The sequence below is a fragment of the Mycobacterium sp. pUA109 genome, assembly GCF_041287095.1.
Lineage (GTDB): Bacteria > Actinomycetota > Actinomycetes > Mycobacteriales > Mycobacteriaceae > Mycobacterium.
On record NZ_JBGGKS010000029.1, the window covers coordinates 1 to 15,439 of the forward strand.

General features: G+C 69.7%; 16 protein-coding genes. 9 read left to right on the forward strand and 7 right to left on the reverse strand.

The genetic code is table 11. The annotated features are described in order from the left end of the window. Nucleotides 1-155 precede the first annotated feature (155 nt). The 3 genes from ACAG26_RS24930 to ACAG26_RS24940 form a co-directional block, all read right to left on the reverse strand. Nucleotides 156-1,010 (reverse strand): TIGR02569 family protein, encoded by an 855-nt coding sequence (locus ACAG26_RS24930; RefSeq protein WP_370485763.1) that lies wholly within the window; start codon nt 1,008-1,010, stop codon nt 156-158. Nucleotides 1,011-1,047: 37 nt separating this feature from the next. Beyond that, nucleotides 1,048-2,226 (reverse strand): adenylyltransferase/sulfurtransferase MoeZ, encoded by a 1,179-nt coding sequence (gene moeZ / locus ACAG26_RS24935; protein WP_370485764.1) that lies wholly within the window; start codon nt 2,224-2,226, stop codon nt 1,048-1,050. 89 nt (nt 2,227-2,315) lie between these two features. Next, nucleotides 2,316-3,341 carry a DUF3152 domain-containing protein gene (locus ACAG26_RS24940; RefSeq protein ID WP_370485765.1) on the reverse strand — a complete coding sequence of 342 codons (1,026 nt, stop codon included), beginning with the start codon at nt 3,339-3,341 and terminating at the stop codon, nt 2,316-2,318. Nucleotides 3,342-3,503: 162 nt separating this feature from the next. Between ACAG26_RS24940 and ACAG26_RS24945 the strand changes: the two genes are divergently transcribed. Beyond that, nucleotides 3,504-4,163, forward strand: coding sequence for a TetR/AcrR family transcriptional regulator (locus tag ACAG26_RS24945; protein WP_370485816.1), 660 nt, complete (start codon nt 3,504-3,506; stop codon nt 4,161-4,163). A gap of 11 nt (nt 4,164-4,174) precedes the next feature. Here the strand turns inward: ACAG26_RS24945 and ACAG26_RS24950 are convergent, their stop codons facing one another. Further along, nucleotides 4,175-4,414 (reverse strand): DUF3107 domain-containing protein, encoded by a 240-nt coding sequence (locus tag ACAG26_RS24950; RefSeq protein WP_370485766.1) that lies wholly within the window; start codon nt 4,412-4,414, stop codon nt 4,175-4,177. A 181-nt stretch (nt 4,415-4,595) separates the two neighbouring features. Between ACAG26_RS24950 and ACAG26_RS24955 the strand changes: the two genes are divergently transcribed. Then, complete coding sequence (locus ACAG26_RS24955) at nt 4,596-5,282, forward strand: MmpS family transport accessory protein (protein WP_370485767.1); 687 nt, start codon at nt 4,596-4,598, stop codon at nt 5,280-5,282. A 384-nt stretch (nt 5,283-5,666) separates the two neighbouring features. Next, complete coding sequence (locus ACAG26_RS24960; protein WP_370485768.1) at nt 5,667-6,827, forward strand: hypothetical protein; 1,161 nt, start codon at nt 5,667-5,669, stop codon at nt 6,825-6,827. A gap of 34 nt (nt 6,828-6,861) precedes the next feature. On the opposite strand, the gene ACAG26_RS24965 is transcribed toward ACAG26_RS24960, so the two are convergent. Beyond that, entirely contained in the window at nt 6,862-7,548 is a 687-nt protein-coding gene (locus ACAG26_RS24965; RefSeq protein WP_370485769.1) for a ferritin-like fold-containing protein, read from the reverse strand. Between the two features lie 351 nt (nt 7,549-7,899). Here ACAG26_RS24965 and ACAG26_RS24970 point away from each other — a divergent pair, with 351 nt between their 5' ends. Beyond that, nucleotides 7,900-9,381 (forward strand): DEAD/DEAH box helicase, encoded by a 1,482-nt coding sequence (locus ACAG26_RS24970; RefSeq protein WP_370485770.1) that lies wholly within the window; start codon nt 7,900-7,902, stop codon nt 9,379-9,381. Between the two features lie 23 nt (nt 9,382-9,404). Continuing rightward, the gene (locus ACAG26_RS24975) at nt 9,405-10,619 is read left to right on the forward strand and encodes a hypothetical protein (protein WP_370485771.1); all 1,215 of its coding nucleotides are present in this window, start codon (nt 9,405-9,407) and stop codon (nt 10,617-10,619) included. A gap of 92 nt (nt 10,620-10,711) precedes the next feature. Here ACAG26_RS24975 and ACAG26_RS24980 read toward each other — a convergent pair whose 3' ends face one another. Beyond that, nucleotides 10,712-11,512, reverse strand: coding sequence for a ParA family protein (locus tag ACAG26_RS24980; protein WP_095407101.1), 801 nt, complete (start codon nt 11,510-11,512; stop codon nt 10,712-10,714). Between the two features lie 172 nt (nt 11,513-11,684). Here ACAG26_RS24980 and ACAG26_RS24985 point away from each other — a divergent pair, with 172 nt between their 5' ends. Genes ACAG26_RS24985 through ACAG26_RS24995 form a run of 3 tightly spaced genes read left to right on the forward strand, consistent with a single transcriptional unit; the run spans nt 11,685 to nt 13,848 of the window. Then, entirely contained in the window at nt 11,685-12,287 is a 603-nt protein-coding gene (locus ACAG26_RS24985) for an acid phosphatase (protein WP_370485772.1), read from the forward strand. Continuing rightward, nucleotides 12,284-13,381 (forward strand): isochorismate synthase MenF, encoded by a 1,098-nt coding sequence (locus ACAG26_RS24990; protein WP_370485773.1) that lies wholly within the window; start codon nt 12,284-12,286, stop codon nt 13,379-13,381. Before ACAG26_RS24985 ends, ACAG26_RS24990 begins: the two co-directional genes overlap by 4 nt. Before the next feature lie 44 nt (nt 13,382-13,425). Beyond that, complete coding sequence (locus ACAG26_RS24995; protein ID WP_370485817.1) at nt 13,426-13,848, forward strand: N-acetyltransferase family protein; 423 nt, start codon at nt 13,426-13,428, stop codon at nt 13,846-13,848. Here the strand turns inward: ACAG26_RS24995 and ACAG26_RS25000 are convergent, their stop codons facing one another. Then, nucleotides 13,849-14,235: a hypothetical protein gene (locus ACAG26_RS25000; protein ID WP_370485774.1), complete on the reverse strand. Its 387-nt coding sequence runs from the start codon at nt 14,233-14,235 to the stop codon at nt 13,849-13,851. Nucleotides 14,236-14,293: 58 nt separating this feature from the next. On the opposite strand from ACAG26_RS25000, the gene ACAG26_RS25005 reads away from it, so the two are divergent. Beyond that, entirely contained in the window at nt 14,294-15,280 is a 987-nt protein-coding gene (locus ACAG26_RS25005) for a diacylglycerol kinase family protein (protein WP_370485775.1), read from the forward strand. The last annotated feature ends 159 nt before the right edge of the window (nt 15,281-15,439 follow it).

Sequence of the window (15,439 nt, forward strand, 5' to 3'; positions counted from 1 at the left end):
TGGCGAACACCCGCCGAAGAACTCGAGCGACTACTCTCAAACCCGTCCACATTCGTTGCAGCCACCGCTTGAATCCAAGACGAAATCCGCGACCCTGTGCGCAATCTCAACGCAGCAGCTCACGAACGCAGCAGCTCACGACGGGGCGCAAAGCCCTAGAGCACCAACCGGACCAGCGCGGCGGTGCGGGCCAGGCCGGGGAACGCCTCGGCGGTCGAGCGTGGGTGCAGCGCATGCACCGCAAGCCGAAACATTAACGCCCGCAACAGCATCTGCGGCCACTCCGGCAGCGCGTCCCACCGCTCGATGAGGCCGTCGTCGGCGTCCCCCCAGGACAGGGCGTCGACGACGACCACCCCGGCCGCCCAGGACGCCGGGCGCCAGTACGGGGTGATGTCGGTGACCCCGGGTGCGGCGGCACCGGCGAAGAGCACGGTGCCGTAGAGGTCGCCGTGCACCAGCTGGTTGGGGCTCCTGGTTTGTTTGCGCAGCCGGGCCAGTTGTTTGATCAGGTCCACCGACCGCTGCCCGTCCGCCGAGCCGGGGGCCACCCGGGCGCCCGGCGGCAGCGACTGGAAGGGCCGCTCCTCCCAGGCGGCGCGGTCGGCGGCGATGAAGACATCGACGTCGGCCCACGGTGCGGCCGGCGCCTGGGTGAGAAACCGGGGCCGCTCCAGCTTGCTGGTGGCCTCATGCAGCCGAATCGCGGCCGACACCACCTCATCATGGCGGGGCTCGGGGTTGCCAGCGACAAACGTGTCGGCCCGCCAGCCCGACACCACATAGCGCCCGTCGGTGGAGCGCACCGGCCGCGCTAAGCGCACCCCGTCGACGAACAGTGTTTCGCGGACCTTGGCCGACCAGGCGGCGCGGGCATGGTCGGCCACCAACGACAACACCATTTCGCCGCAGCGCCAGCCGCCTTCCCAGGTGGCGCCCAACGGGACCGGCCGCACCCCGCTCAAGCCGAACGCCGCTAATACATGCTCGGGCGGCCGCTCGACTGTCACCCCCTTAGCCTAACGGGGAAAGGGCAGGTTACTGGCGTTAGTACATCACCATGTCGGGCTGCATCTGCTTGGCCCAAGCAACGATTCCGCCCTGCAGATGCACGGCGTCGGAGAAGCCGGCCTTCTTCAGCGCGGCCAGCGCCTCGGCCGACCGGACCCCGGTCTTGCAGTACAGCACCGGCATCCGGTCTTGGGGCAGCTTGGCCAGACCCTCTCCGGAGTTGATCGACGACTGCGGGATCAGCTCGGCGCCCTCGATGTGGTTGATGTCCCATTCCACCGGTTCACGCACATCGATCAGGGCCACCTTGCTGCCCGAGTCCAGCAAGTCGCGGAGTTCGCGCGGGGTGATGGTCGAGCCGGCGGCGGCATCAGCGGCCTCCTCGGACACCACCCCGCAGAAGTCGTCGTAGTCGATCAGTTCGGTGATCTTCGGCGTGGCCGGATCCTTGCGGATCTTGATGGTGCGGTAGCTCATCTCCAACGCGTCGTAGACCATCAACCGGCCCAGCAGCGGCTCGCCGATCCCGGTGAGCAGTTTGATCGCCTCGGTACCCATCACCGACGCGATCGATGCGCACAGGATGCCCAGCACGCCGCCCTCGGCGCAGGACGGCACCATGCCCGGAGGCGGCGGCTCGGGATACAGGTCGCGGTAGTTGAGGCCACGCCCGTCGGGCGCGTCCTCCCAGAACACCGAGACTTGACCTTCGAAGCGGTAGATCGAGCCCCACACGTACGGCTTGTGCGCCAGCGCGGCGGCGTCGTTGACCAAATACCGGGTGGCGAAGTTGTCGGTGCCGTCCAGGATCAGGTCGTACTGGCTGAACAGGTCGACCGCGTTGTCCGAGTTCAACCGCACCTCGTGCAACCGCACCTGCACCAGCGGGTTGATTTCGGCGATCGAATCGCGGGCGCTTTGGGCCTTGGGCCGGCCGACGTCGGAGACGCCGTGGATGATCTGGCGCTGCAGGTTGGACTCGTCGACGACGTCGTCCTCGACGATGCCGATGGTGCCCACCCCGGCCGCGGCCAGGTACAGCAGCGCCGGCGCCCCGAGCCCGCCCGCGCCGACGAACAGCACCCGCGCGTTTTTCAGTCGCTTCTGCCCGTCGACCCCCACGTCGGGGATGATCAGGTGCCGGCTGTAGCGCGCGACCTCCTCGCGGGTCAGCTCGGCTGCTGGCTCAACCAGCGGTGGCAACGACGTCGACACCGAATCTCTCCTCACGCCTATCCACGATATCCATCTCAGCAGTTGGCCAGGTCAACAGCAAACAGCCGTCGAAGCTTCCCCGCGCCCGGCTAGGCGATCGGGTACGGCCACGGGTTGAACCGGCAGGTCTTCCCGTCCGGCTTGACCGACTCGGGATCGAATTTCGCGTCGTCGTCGTCGGAGGTGGAGAACGTCTGCTGCATCATCACCGGGGCCAGGCCGCCCTGCTTCTCGCAGGGTTCGTGCTGGGTGTAGCCGATGGCGTGGCCAACCTCGTGGTTGATCAGGTACTGCCGGTAGGAGCCGACGTCGCCTTGGAACGGGATGGCGCCGCGCACCCAGCGGGCCTCGTTGATGAACACCCGCGGCTGCTTAGCGGGCCCGTAGACCGGGTTGTAGCAGGAGGCCTCCAGCGGGATGTCGTAGCCGCAGCCCTCCCGCACCGTCAGCGGGGAGGTCAGCGAGACCCGGAAGTCGGGCTCGCCCAGGTCAATCCGGGTGAAGGCGAACTGCGGGTTGTGCGTCCAGCTCTTGGGGTTGGCCAGCGTCTGATCGACCATCCGGGCGAACGCATCGTCACCGCCGAACGCCGTGGTATCGATCCCGTCCTCGACCTCGACGGTGTAGGTGAACGACTTCGCGGTGCCCTCCCCGATCTTGCCGGTGGTACCCGGCACCACATGCCAGGTCTTGGCGCCCGCCTCGGTGACCGGGCCGCCGTCGGGCAGCAGCCCGGTGGGCAGGTTGACGTCAAATTCGGTCAACCCGCGCGGCGGTGCGCCGATGATCTCGGTGCCCGACGAGCCGATGGTCGGTGGCCCCTGGACCGGCTCCTCCACCGCCGGCGCGGGTGCACTGGTCCCGGTCACGGTCTGGTAGATCACCACCACCGTGACCGCCATCAGCACCGGCAGCGCATAGGCACGCCAGCCGTAGGTGGACACAAACCGGCCCAACCAGGTCTGTTTGCGCCATTGGCGGCGGGTGTCCCGGTTCGAACGCATCCGGCCCGGCCCCCCGGCCAGGGGGTCGCGTTGGGCCCGCAGCGGCTCTCGCCACTCGTCGCGAAGCACCGGCACTTGACCGCCGCCGCGGCGCGCCGGGTCGTAGGTCACCGTCCCAGGATCGCACAACCGTCCCTAGCTGGGATTCTTGGCGCGCCGTTAGCGGGGCCCTGTCGGGGAGACGGCAACGACGGCATTGGGTAGTAATGTCGTTGCGACGAGCCGCTCGCGCACAACGCCAGCTGGCGAGCATTAATGCAGATTGAGGACTCGATGAGCGAACTGGCCAACACGGCCGAACGCGCCGGCGCCAAAACGGCCACCCGCAACTCCGGCCGCCGGGGCAACCGGCTGCCGCGCGATGAACGCCGCGGCCAGCTGTTGATCGCCGCCAGTGAGGTATTCGTCGACCGCGGCTATCACGCGGCCGGCATGGATGAGATCGCCGACCGGGCCGGCGTCAGCAAACCCGTTCTCTACCAGCACTTCTCATCCAAGCTGGAGCTGTATCTGGCGGTGCTGCAGCGCCATGTGGACAACCTGGTCTCGGGGGTGCGGCAGGCGCTGCGCACCACCACCGACAACCGGCAGCGGCTGCGGGCCGCGGTCCAGGCGTTCTTCGATTTCATCGAGCACGACAGCCAGGGCTACCGGCTGATCTTCGAAAACGACAACGTCAGCGAGCCACAGGTGGCCGCCCAGGTGCGGGTGGCCACCGAATCCTGCATCGACGCGGTGTTCGACCTGATCAGCCACGACTCCGGCCTAGACCCGCACCGGGCCCGGATGATCGCGGTGGCGCTGGTCTCGATCAGCGTCGACTGCGCCCGGTACTGGCTGGACACCGACCGCCCCATCTCCAAAGAGGACGCCGTGGACGGCACCGTGCACTTCGCCTGGGGCGGACTGTCGCACGTCCCGCTGAACCGGTAGCCCGGCCCCGCTTACGCGGTGGCCGAGCCGATCCCGAAACCCACCTTGCGGCTGTCGGCCACGCCGATCTCCACGTAGGCGATTTTGCTGGTCTGCACCAGGAACCGGCGGCCCTTCTCGTCGGTCAGGCTCAGCACGTCCGCACCCTTGCCCAGCGCGGCGGTGACCAGCTCCTCCACCTCGTCGGGTGTCTGCGCGCTGGTGAAAACCAGTTCGCGCGGGCTGTCCGTGACACCGATCTTGACCTCCACGCCGGCCCCTTTCGTTTAGTAGGCGTCCCAAGCAAGAAGGCTAGTAGACGCGGCGACCCGCGGTGCGCACCAGCCGTTCGCCGTGGGCGATACCCCGGTGCGATAACGGAGCCACAACGATGCCGTAACGGGCCCGCGCGCCGCCCTGGCCAGCGGTGTTAGCGCCCATACCGTCGGCGTCGTGAGCGACCTGAAGACCTACGAGTACGTCGACTATCCCGACGACCTGGACGACGACGCGCTCTACCCGGACGACGACGACTACCGCGAGGACGACGACGACGCGCCGGTGGATCACCGCTGGCGCCCGGTGGCCGTGATCGCCGGCGGCGTGTTCCTGGCCGCAGTCGTGGCCACCGCGGTGATCCTCAACAGCGACGACCGCGGGACCCAGGCGACCGTCGTCGGGCCGCCGCCGACCCGCACGGTGGTCGCCACGCCGCCGCCCACCGCGGCGCCGCCCAGCGAGTCGCTGTCCCCGGAAACGGTGACCACGGTGACACCCAGCGCCGCCCCGTCGCCGTCGCCGGAACCCGCCGAGCCGCCGGAGCCCGCCCCGGTGCCGCAGGCCGCCGCGCCGGCGCCCCCGCCGGTGAATCCGCGCACCGTGGTCTACCAGGTGACCGGGACCAAACAGCTGCTCGATCTGGTCTCCGTGGTCTACACCGACGGCCAGGGCCTGCCGCATACCGACGTAAACGTGTCGCTGCCGTGGACCAAGTCGGTGGTGCTGGAACCCGGTGTCGGCGTGGAGTCGGTAACCGCGACCAGCCTGTTCGGGCAGCTCAACTGCTCGATCGTCAACGCCGCCGGGCAGGCGATCGCTGTATCGGCCAACAACTCGATGATCGCGACCTGCACCCGGTAGCGATTTCCGTTCGTGGCGTTAGCCTTTCGCCCCGCGGCTGCGCCCACGGCCTCGAGGCTGCAGTGCGGGCGCCGAGACTGCGCCCAGGACGCAATTTTCGTGGGAAACACGCCCGCACGGCAGGCTCGGCGCCGTGACTGCAAGCTCGGTGCCGTGAGCCCAGTCTCGACGCCCGCACCGCGGTCTCGGTGCCACCTCGACGCCATCCTCGCGGCCCAGACGGCATTTTCAAGATCAATTGGCTAGCTGCATCGAAGGTTGGCCCGAGGCAACATCCAAAAACTCGGACTAATTTGCCAAATCCTATTGTTTCCTCAGCTTACGCTCAGGTAGCGTGGCGCCTGGTGTGACGAGCACCACAGTTGAGGAAGTAAGGAGCTGGCCATGCAACTCACCCTTCGCCCCTACGTCACCGCCGGCGTTGCGCTCGCAGGCGCCAGCATGATCGTCGCCACCCCGGTGACGACACCCCTCCCCGACGTCCAACTGCCGCCGATACAACTCACCGCTGACACCGGTCTCGGCGCCATCGGCGACGTGCTGGGCACCCTCGACCAAGACGTGAGCCAGGCCATGGGCGGTGTCTTCAGCGGTGGGCTGGCCGGCCTCAGCCTGCCCAACCTCGACAACGTGCCGCTGATCGGCGAACTGTTGACGGGCACTGCCACCCCCGACGCCTTCGTCAACCCCATCACCACGTGGGTCGACGTGCTCACCGCGGCCGGCACTAACCTCTCGAACCTCGGGGCGACCTTCCTTGCGGACCCGGCACCGATCCTGGAGCAATTCATCACCAACCAGATCGGCTATGCGACCGTCATCGCCGGTGCCGGCCAAACGCTGGTCACCGGCGTGGCCGACCAACTGTCGCAGCTGCCCGCGGCCTTGCAGACGGCGTTCACCGATTTTGGGGCCGGCGACATCTCCAAGGGATTGCTCGCGATGTGGGATTGGTTCCTGCTCACGGCCCTGCAGGCGATCGGGCCGATCAATACGATCTACACCGGCGTCATTGACCCGATCGTGGACCATTTCGCGAACCTGGTGCATACCTTCGGCAACGAGTTGCTTTTGGCTGGCCTGGGTGTGCTCCAACCGGTGTTCGGCACCTTCGTCGTGGCGCCGGGCGAAATCGGCGATTCGATTGCCCAGGCGCTGAGCAGCGGAGACTTCCTCACCGCCTTCAGCGACATCCTCAACGCCCCCGCCACGCTGACCGGCGCGCTGCTCAACGGGATCAGCGTGCCTGATATCGGGTCGGCGACCGGGCTGCTCAGTGACCCCGGCGGCACCATCGCCACGTTGTTGGGAATTCGCGACGCCCTCGCGGATGCCCTCGCAACGACGACGGTCAGCCCGACGCTGGCCGGACTCGCCAGCGATCTGCTCGCCGGCCAGACCGCCGACGCCATCCCGGTGGACTTCACCGCGTTCCTGAACGCGTTCGACCTTGGTGGGGCGCTGGACGTTTCGCAGTTCGCCGGGCTCGCCGATCTCACCGCCATACCCGGCGAGATCATGTCGGCGCTGCTGAACATCTTCTAAACCGACACCACGGCGGGCAGCGCACCCGACCCGACTACGCCAGGCCGAGTTCGTGCATCCGCTCGTCGTGGGTGTGCTGCAGTCGGTCGAAGAACCCGGGCAGCTGGTTGAGCCCCTCCGGCCCGGACATCACCAGGTCGACGAGTTCGTCGTGGTCGGCCAGCACGTACTGGGCCTGGGTGATGGCCTCGCCGAGCAATCGGCGCGACCACAGCGCCAGCCGGCTGCGCTGCTTGGTGGTGGCCGCCCGCACCTCGGCGACGACGAACTGGGAGTGCCCGGTCTCCGACAGCACCGCGCGCACCACGTCGGCGGCTTCGTCGGGCAGCCCGTCGGCGATCTCCAGGTAGAAGTCCGCCGCCAGCGCGTCGCCGACGTAGGTCTTCACCAAGGCTTCCAGCCAGGTGCTCGGCGTGGTCAGCCGGTGGTAATCCTCCAGCGCCGGCGCATATTTCGACATCGCCGCCACCACGTCGACGCCCCGCCGCTCCAAGGCCTCGCGCAGCAGCTCGTAGTGCCCCATCTCGGCGGCCGCCATGGCGGCCATCGAGATGCGACCGCGCAGGTCGGGCGCCATCCGTGCCTCTTCGGTGAGCCGGTAGAACGCGGCCACCTCGCCGTAGGCCAGCAGCGCGAACAACTCGGTGATCCCGGGATGATCCGCGGACAACCGCGACGACGGCGGGTCGGTCACCTGGTCTGCGGGTGGGGGGGAACTCATGGCAACACTTTAAGCGCGCTGGCGGCGACCCGCTGCGCCCGGCAACGCCGCGCTGGCGATCGCCCCGAACCGCGCTGGCGGCGACCCGCTGCGCCCGGCAACGCCGCGCTGGCGATCGCCCCGAAACCGCGCTGGCGGGGTCCGGCGGGCGACCAAGTATCATGGTCGGCGGACAGTGCTAACTAGGGCGCTATCCGAGAAATGTGCGTGCACGCAGTTGGCCCCGCCCAGATGAGCGCAGGGCCCGCCAGCCGGCAACGTAAATCGACCGTCAGCTCGTGCGCGCCTGGTAGCTCATTGAACCTCAATGAACCGCGACGAGACTGACAACCGAAAGGCACACTGCCGCGCATGACACATCTTGACCACACCCATACCTTTGCCCACCTCGGTGTGCGCGACGAAATCGTCCGCGCCCTGGCCGAGGACGGCATCGAGAAGCCCTTCGCCATCCAGGAGCTCACGCTGCCGCTGGCCTTGGCCGGCGACGACCTGATCGGTCAGGCCCGCACCGGCATGGGCAAGACCTTCGCGTTCGGGGTGCCGTTGCTGCACCGCATCAGCACCGACACCACCCGGCCGCTGACCGGCACGCCACGCGCCCTGGTGGTGGTGCCCACCCGTGAACTGTGTCTGCAGGTGTTCGGCGACCTGTCCGCCGCCGCCCGCCACCTGACGGCCACCTCCGACGGCGCCGAGCGTCCGATGTCGGTGGTCTCCATCTACGGGGGCCGGCCCTACGAGCCGCAGATCGAGGCGCTGCAAGCCGGCGCCGACGTGGTGGTGGGCACCCCGGGCCGGCTGCTCGACCTGGCCCAGCAGGGCCATCTGCAGCTGGGCGGCCTGTCGGTGCTGGTGCTCGACGAGGCCGACGAGATGCTCGACCTGGGCTTCTTGCCCGATATCGAGCGCATCCTGGCGCAGATCCCGGACACCCGCCAATCGATGCTGTTCTCGGCGACCATGCCGGACCCGATCATCACGCTGGCCCGGACCTTCATGAACCAGCCCACCCACATCCGCGCCGAATCGCCGCACCAGTCCGCCACGCACGACACCACCGAACAGTTCGTCTACCGCGCGCACGCGCTGGACAAGGTGGAACTGCTGGCCCGGGTGCTGCAGGCCCGCGGTCGCGGCGCCACCATGATCTTCACCCGCACCAAGCGCACCGCCCAGAAGGTCGCCGACGAGCTCGGCGAACGCGGCTTCAAGGTGGGCGCGGTGCACGGCGACCTGGGTCAGATCGCCCGCGAGAAGGCACTGAACGGGTTCCGCGCCGGCGACATCGACGTGCTGGTCGCCACCGACGTGGCCGCCCGCGGTATCGACATCGAGGACGTCACCCACGTCATCAACTACCAGTGCCCCGACGACGAGAAGACCTACGTGCACCGCATCGGCCGCACCGGCCGCGCCGGGCGCACCGGCATCGCGGTCACCCTGGTGGACTGGGACGAGCTGGCCCGCTGGACCATGATCGACAAGGCGCTGGACCTGGAATGCCCCGATCCGGCCGAGACCTACTCCAGCTCCCCGCACCTGTACACCGAACTGGACATCCCCACCGAGGCCACCGGAACCGTCGGGACGCCGCGCAAGTCGTCGGGCAAGTGCCCCGACCGCGACGCCCAGAAACCCCGCCAGCGCAACAGCACCCGGACCCGGCGCCGCACCCGCGGCGGCAAGCCCGTCACCGGGCCCGCCGGCAATGGGGAGGCGAGCAACGCCGACACCGCACCCGCAACGTCCGGGGAGGCCGGAAACGGCGGGCGCCGGCGGCGTCGTCGCCCCCGCAAAGCGGCCGCCGCCGGTGCGGCGAGCACCAACTAAGCCCGGTCTTTGAGGGCCACTCGATGGTCAAACCCGAGCGCCGCACCACGGTAGACATCGCGGCCGCCATCGCGATCGCCGTCGTCATCGCGGTGGCCGCCGCCCTGATCTGGTGGACCAGCGACGCCCGGGCCACCGAAAGCCGACCGGCGACCGCCCCGGCGGCCGAGCCGACGGCGGCCCGCGAGGTGCCGGCGACGCTGAAGCTGCTGTGGACTGCGGCCAGCCCGGCGACCAGCCGCCCGCTCGTGCTGGTCGGCACGGTGATCACCGGCCTCGGACATCAGGTCGACGGACGCGACCTGGCCACCGGTGCGTCGCGGTGGAGCTACGCCCACGACGCCGACCTGTGCGCGGTGTCGTACGTGTATCACTACGTCCTCGCGGTCTACCCGGACCGCCGGGGCTGCGGTCAGGTCAGCGGCGTCGACGCGAGCACCGGGCACCGCGGACCCGCCCGCAGCAGCTACGCGGACAAGCACGTCACCGTGTCCTCCAACGGCACCACGGTGTTGTCGGCCGGGCGGACCCGGCTGGAGCTATGGCGTTCGGATCTGGTCCGGATGCTGGCCTACGGCGAGATCGACGCGCCGGTGAAGCCGTCGGTGAAGGGGTTGGGCGCCGGCTGCGCCCTGCTGTCGGCGGCGGCCGGCTCCTCGGCGGTTTCGGTGCTGGAAGCCTGCCCCGGTCAGGCCGATCTGCGGCTGACCCTGCTGCGCCCGGGCAAGGAGGACGACGAGCCGGAGGTGCGGTATGTGCCGCAGCCAGGGATCGCCGCCGATTCCGGCGCCCGGGTGCTGGCGGTCTCCGACACCCGCACCGCGGTGTATCTGCCGTCACCGAAACCGCGGGTCGAGGTGGTCGACGGCGACGGCGCCACGGTGGCCAGCACGTTGTTGGACAAGCCGCCGTCCGCGTCGGCGGCGACGTCGACGGCCGGGGACCTGGTCACCTGGTGGACCGGTGACGCGGTGCTGGCATTCGACGCCGGGAACCTGTCCTACCGCTACACCGTGCACCCGGCCGGCCAAGCGGTCCCCCAGGGGCCGGCGACGATCATGGCGGGCCGGTTGCTGATCCCGGTCACCGACGGGGTGGGGGTCTACGACCCGGCCACCGGCGACTTCGCCCGCTCCATCCCGGTGCACCGACCGCCGTCGGCGGCGGCGGTGATCCCGGCGGCGGCCGGGGCCACGCTGATCGAGCAGCGCGGCGACACCGTGGTGGCGCTGGGCTAGGTCGCCCGGTTCGCGCCGAGCGGGAATCTGACGACGCGACACGCCACGACGACGTCGCCGGATTCCCACTCGCGGGCGAAGCGGCAACCCGGTTACACCTCAGGGGCGAACGTCGGCAGCGACTTGCCGGATTTCCAGTGTTTGAGCAGCGCCGCGGCCAACTCCCGGTAGGCCTGCGCGCCCTTGTTCTTCCGCCCGGCCAGCACCGAGGATCCCGACGCGCTGGCCTCGGCGAACCGCACCGTGCGCGGGATGGGCGGGGCCAGCACCGGTAGGTCGTAGCGATCGGCCACGTCGAGCAGGACGTCGCGGCTGTGGGTGGTCCGCGAGTCGTACAGCGTCGGCAGCGCCCCCAGCAGCCGCAGGTTGGCGTTGGTGATCTGCTGGACGTCGGCGACGGTGCGCAGGAACTGGCCCACCCCGCGGTGCGCCAACGTCTCGCACTGCAGCGGCACGATGACCTCGTCGGCGGCGGTCAACCCGTTGAGGGTGAGCACCCCCAACGACGGCGGGCAGTCGACGATCACCACGTCGAACCGGTCTTCGAGCTTGTCGAGTGCCCGCTTGAGGGCGTATTCGCGGCCGGCCCGCATCAGCAGCATCGCCTCGGCCCCGGCCAGATCGATGTTGGCCGGCAGCAGCGTCATCCCCTCGGCGGTGCTGACCAGCGGCGCGTTGGGCTCGACCTCACCGAGCAGCACCTCATGCACCGACACCGGCAGTTTGTCCGGGTCCTGGCCCAGCGAGAACGTCAAACAGCCCTGCGGGTCCAGGTCGACCAGCAGCACCCGCCGCCCCTGATCGGCCATCGCCGCGCCCAGCGAGGCCACCGTGGTCGTCTTGGCCACCCCACCCTTCTGGTTGGCCACTGCCAGTATCCGGAATCCGGTCACAAGCGCCGCCCCTCCTCATCGCTTCGCCTTGCATCGTCGCCGACGGTGCCCACCGCGGCCCTCCCCGGCAACCGGGGCGGTGCCCCCGTCACCGGCGGTCATAACTGCCCATCCTGGCACGCGGCGCGGCCGCCCCGCGCCGAACGCGGCGCGTCGGGCACAATCGGTGTGCGTGGGCCCAGAACGTCACGGCGATGAGCACCGCCTGGTGCTGCTGCGCCACGGTCAGACCGAATGGTCGAAATCGGGCCAACACACCGGCCGCACCGAACAAGACCTCACCGCCACCGGCCGCGGCGAGGCGCAGGCCGCCGGACGGGCCCTGGGCGAGCTGGAGCTGCACCACCCGGTGGTGATCAGCAGCCCGCGCCGACGGGCCCTGGTCACCGCCGAGCTGGCCGGCCTGGCCGTCGACGAGGTCTCCGAGCTGCTCGCCGAATGGGATTACGGCGACTATGAGGGGCTGACCACCGCGCAGATCCGCGAAACCGAACCCGACTGGCTGGTGTGGACGCACGGCTGCCCCGGCGGGGAAAGCATCGCGCAGGTCAGTGACCGCGCCGACGCGGCCGTGGCGTTGGCGCTGCAGCATCTGCCCGCCCGCGACGTGGTGTTCGTGGGGCACGGCCACTTCTCCCGCGCGGTGATCACCCGCTGGCTGGAGCTGCCGCTGATCGAGGGCGCCCGGTTCGGGATGACCGCCGCGTCGATCGCCGTGTGCGGCTTCGAGCACGCGGTGCGCCAGCTCAGTGCGCTCGGGCTCTCCGGCCGGTGACCAGCGAGCCGCCGTTCGTGTTGTGCGGGCCGACCGGGGCGTTGATCGCCGACGGTGTCCGCACCGGCTACCCCGAGGTCGCGGCCGCACAAGCCGCGCTTGCCTCCGGCGAAGCGCCAATCGTGGTGGGCGCGTTGCCGTTTGACATTCGGTCCGCCGCCGCCCTGCTGACCCCGCACACGGTGCGGCGCACCGACGCACTGCCCGACTGGCCCGCCGCACCGCTGCCCGCGGTCGGGGTCGACGCCACCGTGCCCGCCCCCGCCGTGCACCGGCAACGGATCCGGCACGCCTTGGCTCAGCTGCGCGCACCGGAGGCCGCCCTGAGCAAGGTGGTGCTGGCCCGGGCGCTGCGGCTGGTGGCCGACGCGCCGCTGGATGCCCGCACCGTCGTGAGCCGGCTCATCGCCGCCGACCGCACCGGCTACGGCTACCTGGTCGACTTGTCCCCCGCCGGCGAACCCTATTGCGGCGCGGCGCTGGTGGGGGCCAGCCCGGAGCTGCTGGTGGCGCGCGCGGGCGCGACGGTGACCTGCCGGCCGTTCGCCGGGTCGGCGCCGCGCGCCACCGACCCCGAGATCGACCGCGCCAACGGCGCCGCGCTGGTGGCCTCGGGCAAGAACCGACACGAGCACCAGCTGGTGATCGACACCATGCGCGACGCCTTGCGACCGCTGTGCACCGATTTGCAGATCGCCGCAACGCCGGAGCTGAGCCACACCGCCGCGCTGTGGCATCTGAGCACCCCGATCACCGGCCTTCTGCGCGACACCGCCACCACCGCACTGGATTTGGCGTTGGCGCTGCATCCCACCCCGGCCGTCGGCGGGGTGCCGACCGACGCCGCCGTCGAGCTGATCGGCGCGCTGGAAGGCGACCGCGGGTTCTACGCCGGTGCGGTCGGGTGGTGCGATCGGCACGGCGACGGCCGCTGGGTGGTGGCGATCCGCTGCGCGCAGCTGTCCGCCGATCGGCGCACCGCACTGGCGCATTCCGGCGGTGGCATTGTCGCCGGATCCGACCCCGACGACGAAGTCGACGAGACCACAACGAAATTCGCCACGATCCTGAACGCGCTGGGAGTTGACCAGTGACCATCCGCCGCGCCGCGCCGGCCGACGTCGCCGACATCACCGCGATGATCCACGAGCTGGCCGATTTCGAACACGCCGCCGATCAGTGCACAGTCACCGAAAAACAGGTCCATGCCGCGCTTTTCGGTGACCCGGTGACGGTGCACGGACACGTCGCCGAGGTGGACGACGAAATCGCGGCCGTCGCGCTGTGGTTCCTCAGCTTCTCCACCTGGGACGGTGTCGCCGGGGTGTACCTGGAGGATTTGTACGTGCGCCCCCGCTTCCGCCGCCGCGGGTTGGGCCGCGCCATGCTGGCCGCGCTGGCCGCCGAATGTGTCACCCACGGCTACAGCCGGCTGTCCTGGGCGGTGCTGGACTGGAACTCCGCGGCGATCGCGCTGTACGACGCGGCCGGGGGCAAACCGCAGCACGGCTGGACCACCTACCGGGTCTCCGGCCAGGACCTCATCGAGCTGGCGCGGTGATCAGCGGTCGGCCACCCAGCGCAGCGCGGCCGGACTGAACAGCAGGGCCAGCACCGCCAGCACCAGCACGCCGATCGGGATGCCGTAGCCCCACCGGTGGGAGCCGACGGCCACATACCAGGTCACCGGCACCAGCAGCACGTTGGCGAACACCGCCACACCGCGGCCCCAGCGCCGGCCGCGCAGCAACGCCCAGCCGGCGGCCAGCACACCGCCGCCGACCAGGGCGAAACAGATCGCCAGGCTGACGCCGCCGACAACGCGCTGGTCGGCCCCGCCCAGCCCGCGCACGACCAACACCGCCGCCACCACCAGGCCCAGCACACCTTCCGCGGCGACGATGGCGCCCGCGCCGCGTACGGCGCCCGGCGCCGGAGATGTTGTCACCCGGTCAGCGTAGCCACCGGAGCCCGAAGCGCAGATTGCCCGCTTAGACTCGGGCTTCGTGCGTGCCGTGCTGATCGTGAACCCCACCGCCACCTCCACCACCCCGGCGGGACGTGACCTGCTGGCCCACGCGTTGCAGAGCCGTCTTGACCTGACCGTCGAGCACACCGATCACCGCGGTCACGCGATTGAGTTGGCCGATGCCGCCCGGCGCGACGGCGTCGACCTGGTCATCGTGCACGGCGGCGACGGCACCGTGCACGGCGTGGTGAACGGCCTGCTGGGCGAGCCCGGCCCGCTGCCGCAAGGCCAGCTGCCGGCGGTCGCGGTGGTGCCGGGGGGCTCGGCCAACGTGTTCGCCCGCTCGCTGGGCATCCCGTCGGATCCGGTGGACGCCACCAATATGCTGATCGACCTGATCAACGGCTACCGGCACCAGCCGACCTGGCGCCGGGTCGGCCTGATCGACTGCGGCGAGCGTTGGGCGGTATTCAACGCCGGGATGGGTGTGGACGCCGACGTGGTGGCCGCGGTCGAGGCGCAGCGCCATAAGGGGCGCAAAGTCACCGCGGCCCGCTACATTCGCGCGGCGATCCCCGCGGTGTTGGCCAGCATCCGGCGCGAGGCGACCCTGACGCTGCAGTTGCCCGACCGCGACCCGGTCACCGGGGTGCACTTCGTGTTCGTGTCCAACTCCAGCCCGTGGACCTACGCCAACAAGCGGCCGGTGTGGACCAATCCCGGCTGCAGCTTCGAATCCAATCTCGGGGTGTTCGCCACCCACGGGCTCAAGACCGTGCCCACCCTGCGGATCGTGCGGCAGATGTTCGCCAAGCGTCCCAAGTTCGAGTCCAAACAGCTGGTTTCCGACGACGATGTGGCCTGGCTGCGGGTGACCGACAGCGGTTCCGGCGAGGAACCGGGGATCGCCACCCAGATCGACGGCGACTACCTCGGACTGCGCACCGAGATGACGTTCCGGTCGGTACCCGATGCCCTCAACGTCGTCGCGCCGCCCGTGGGGACCCCCGCTGAACAGCGGTAATCGAATTTCTCAGGGAAAAATGAGACACAGGTCACGGCGAGTGTAGTACAAACAGAAGGTGGATCCGGCAGCGGATCGCCCCACCACGCCCGACGTGAGATTGACCACGTGCGAACGGACACTATTGACATCTGTTCAGCCTGTGAAACGATCTAAACA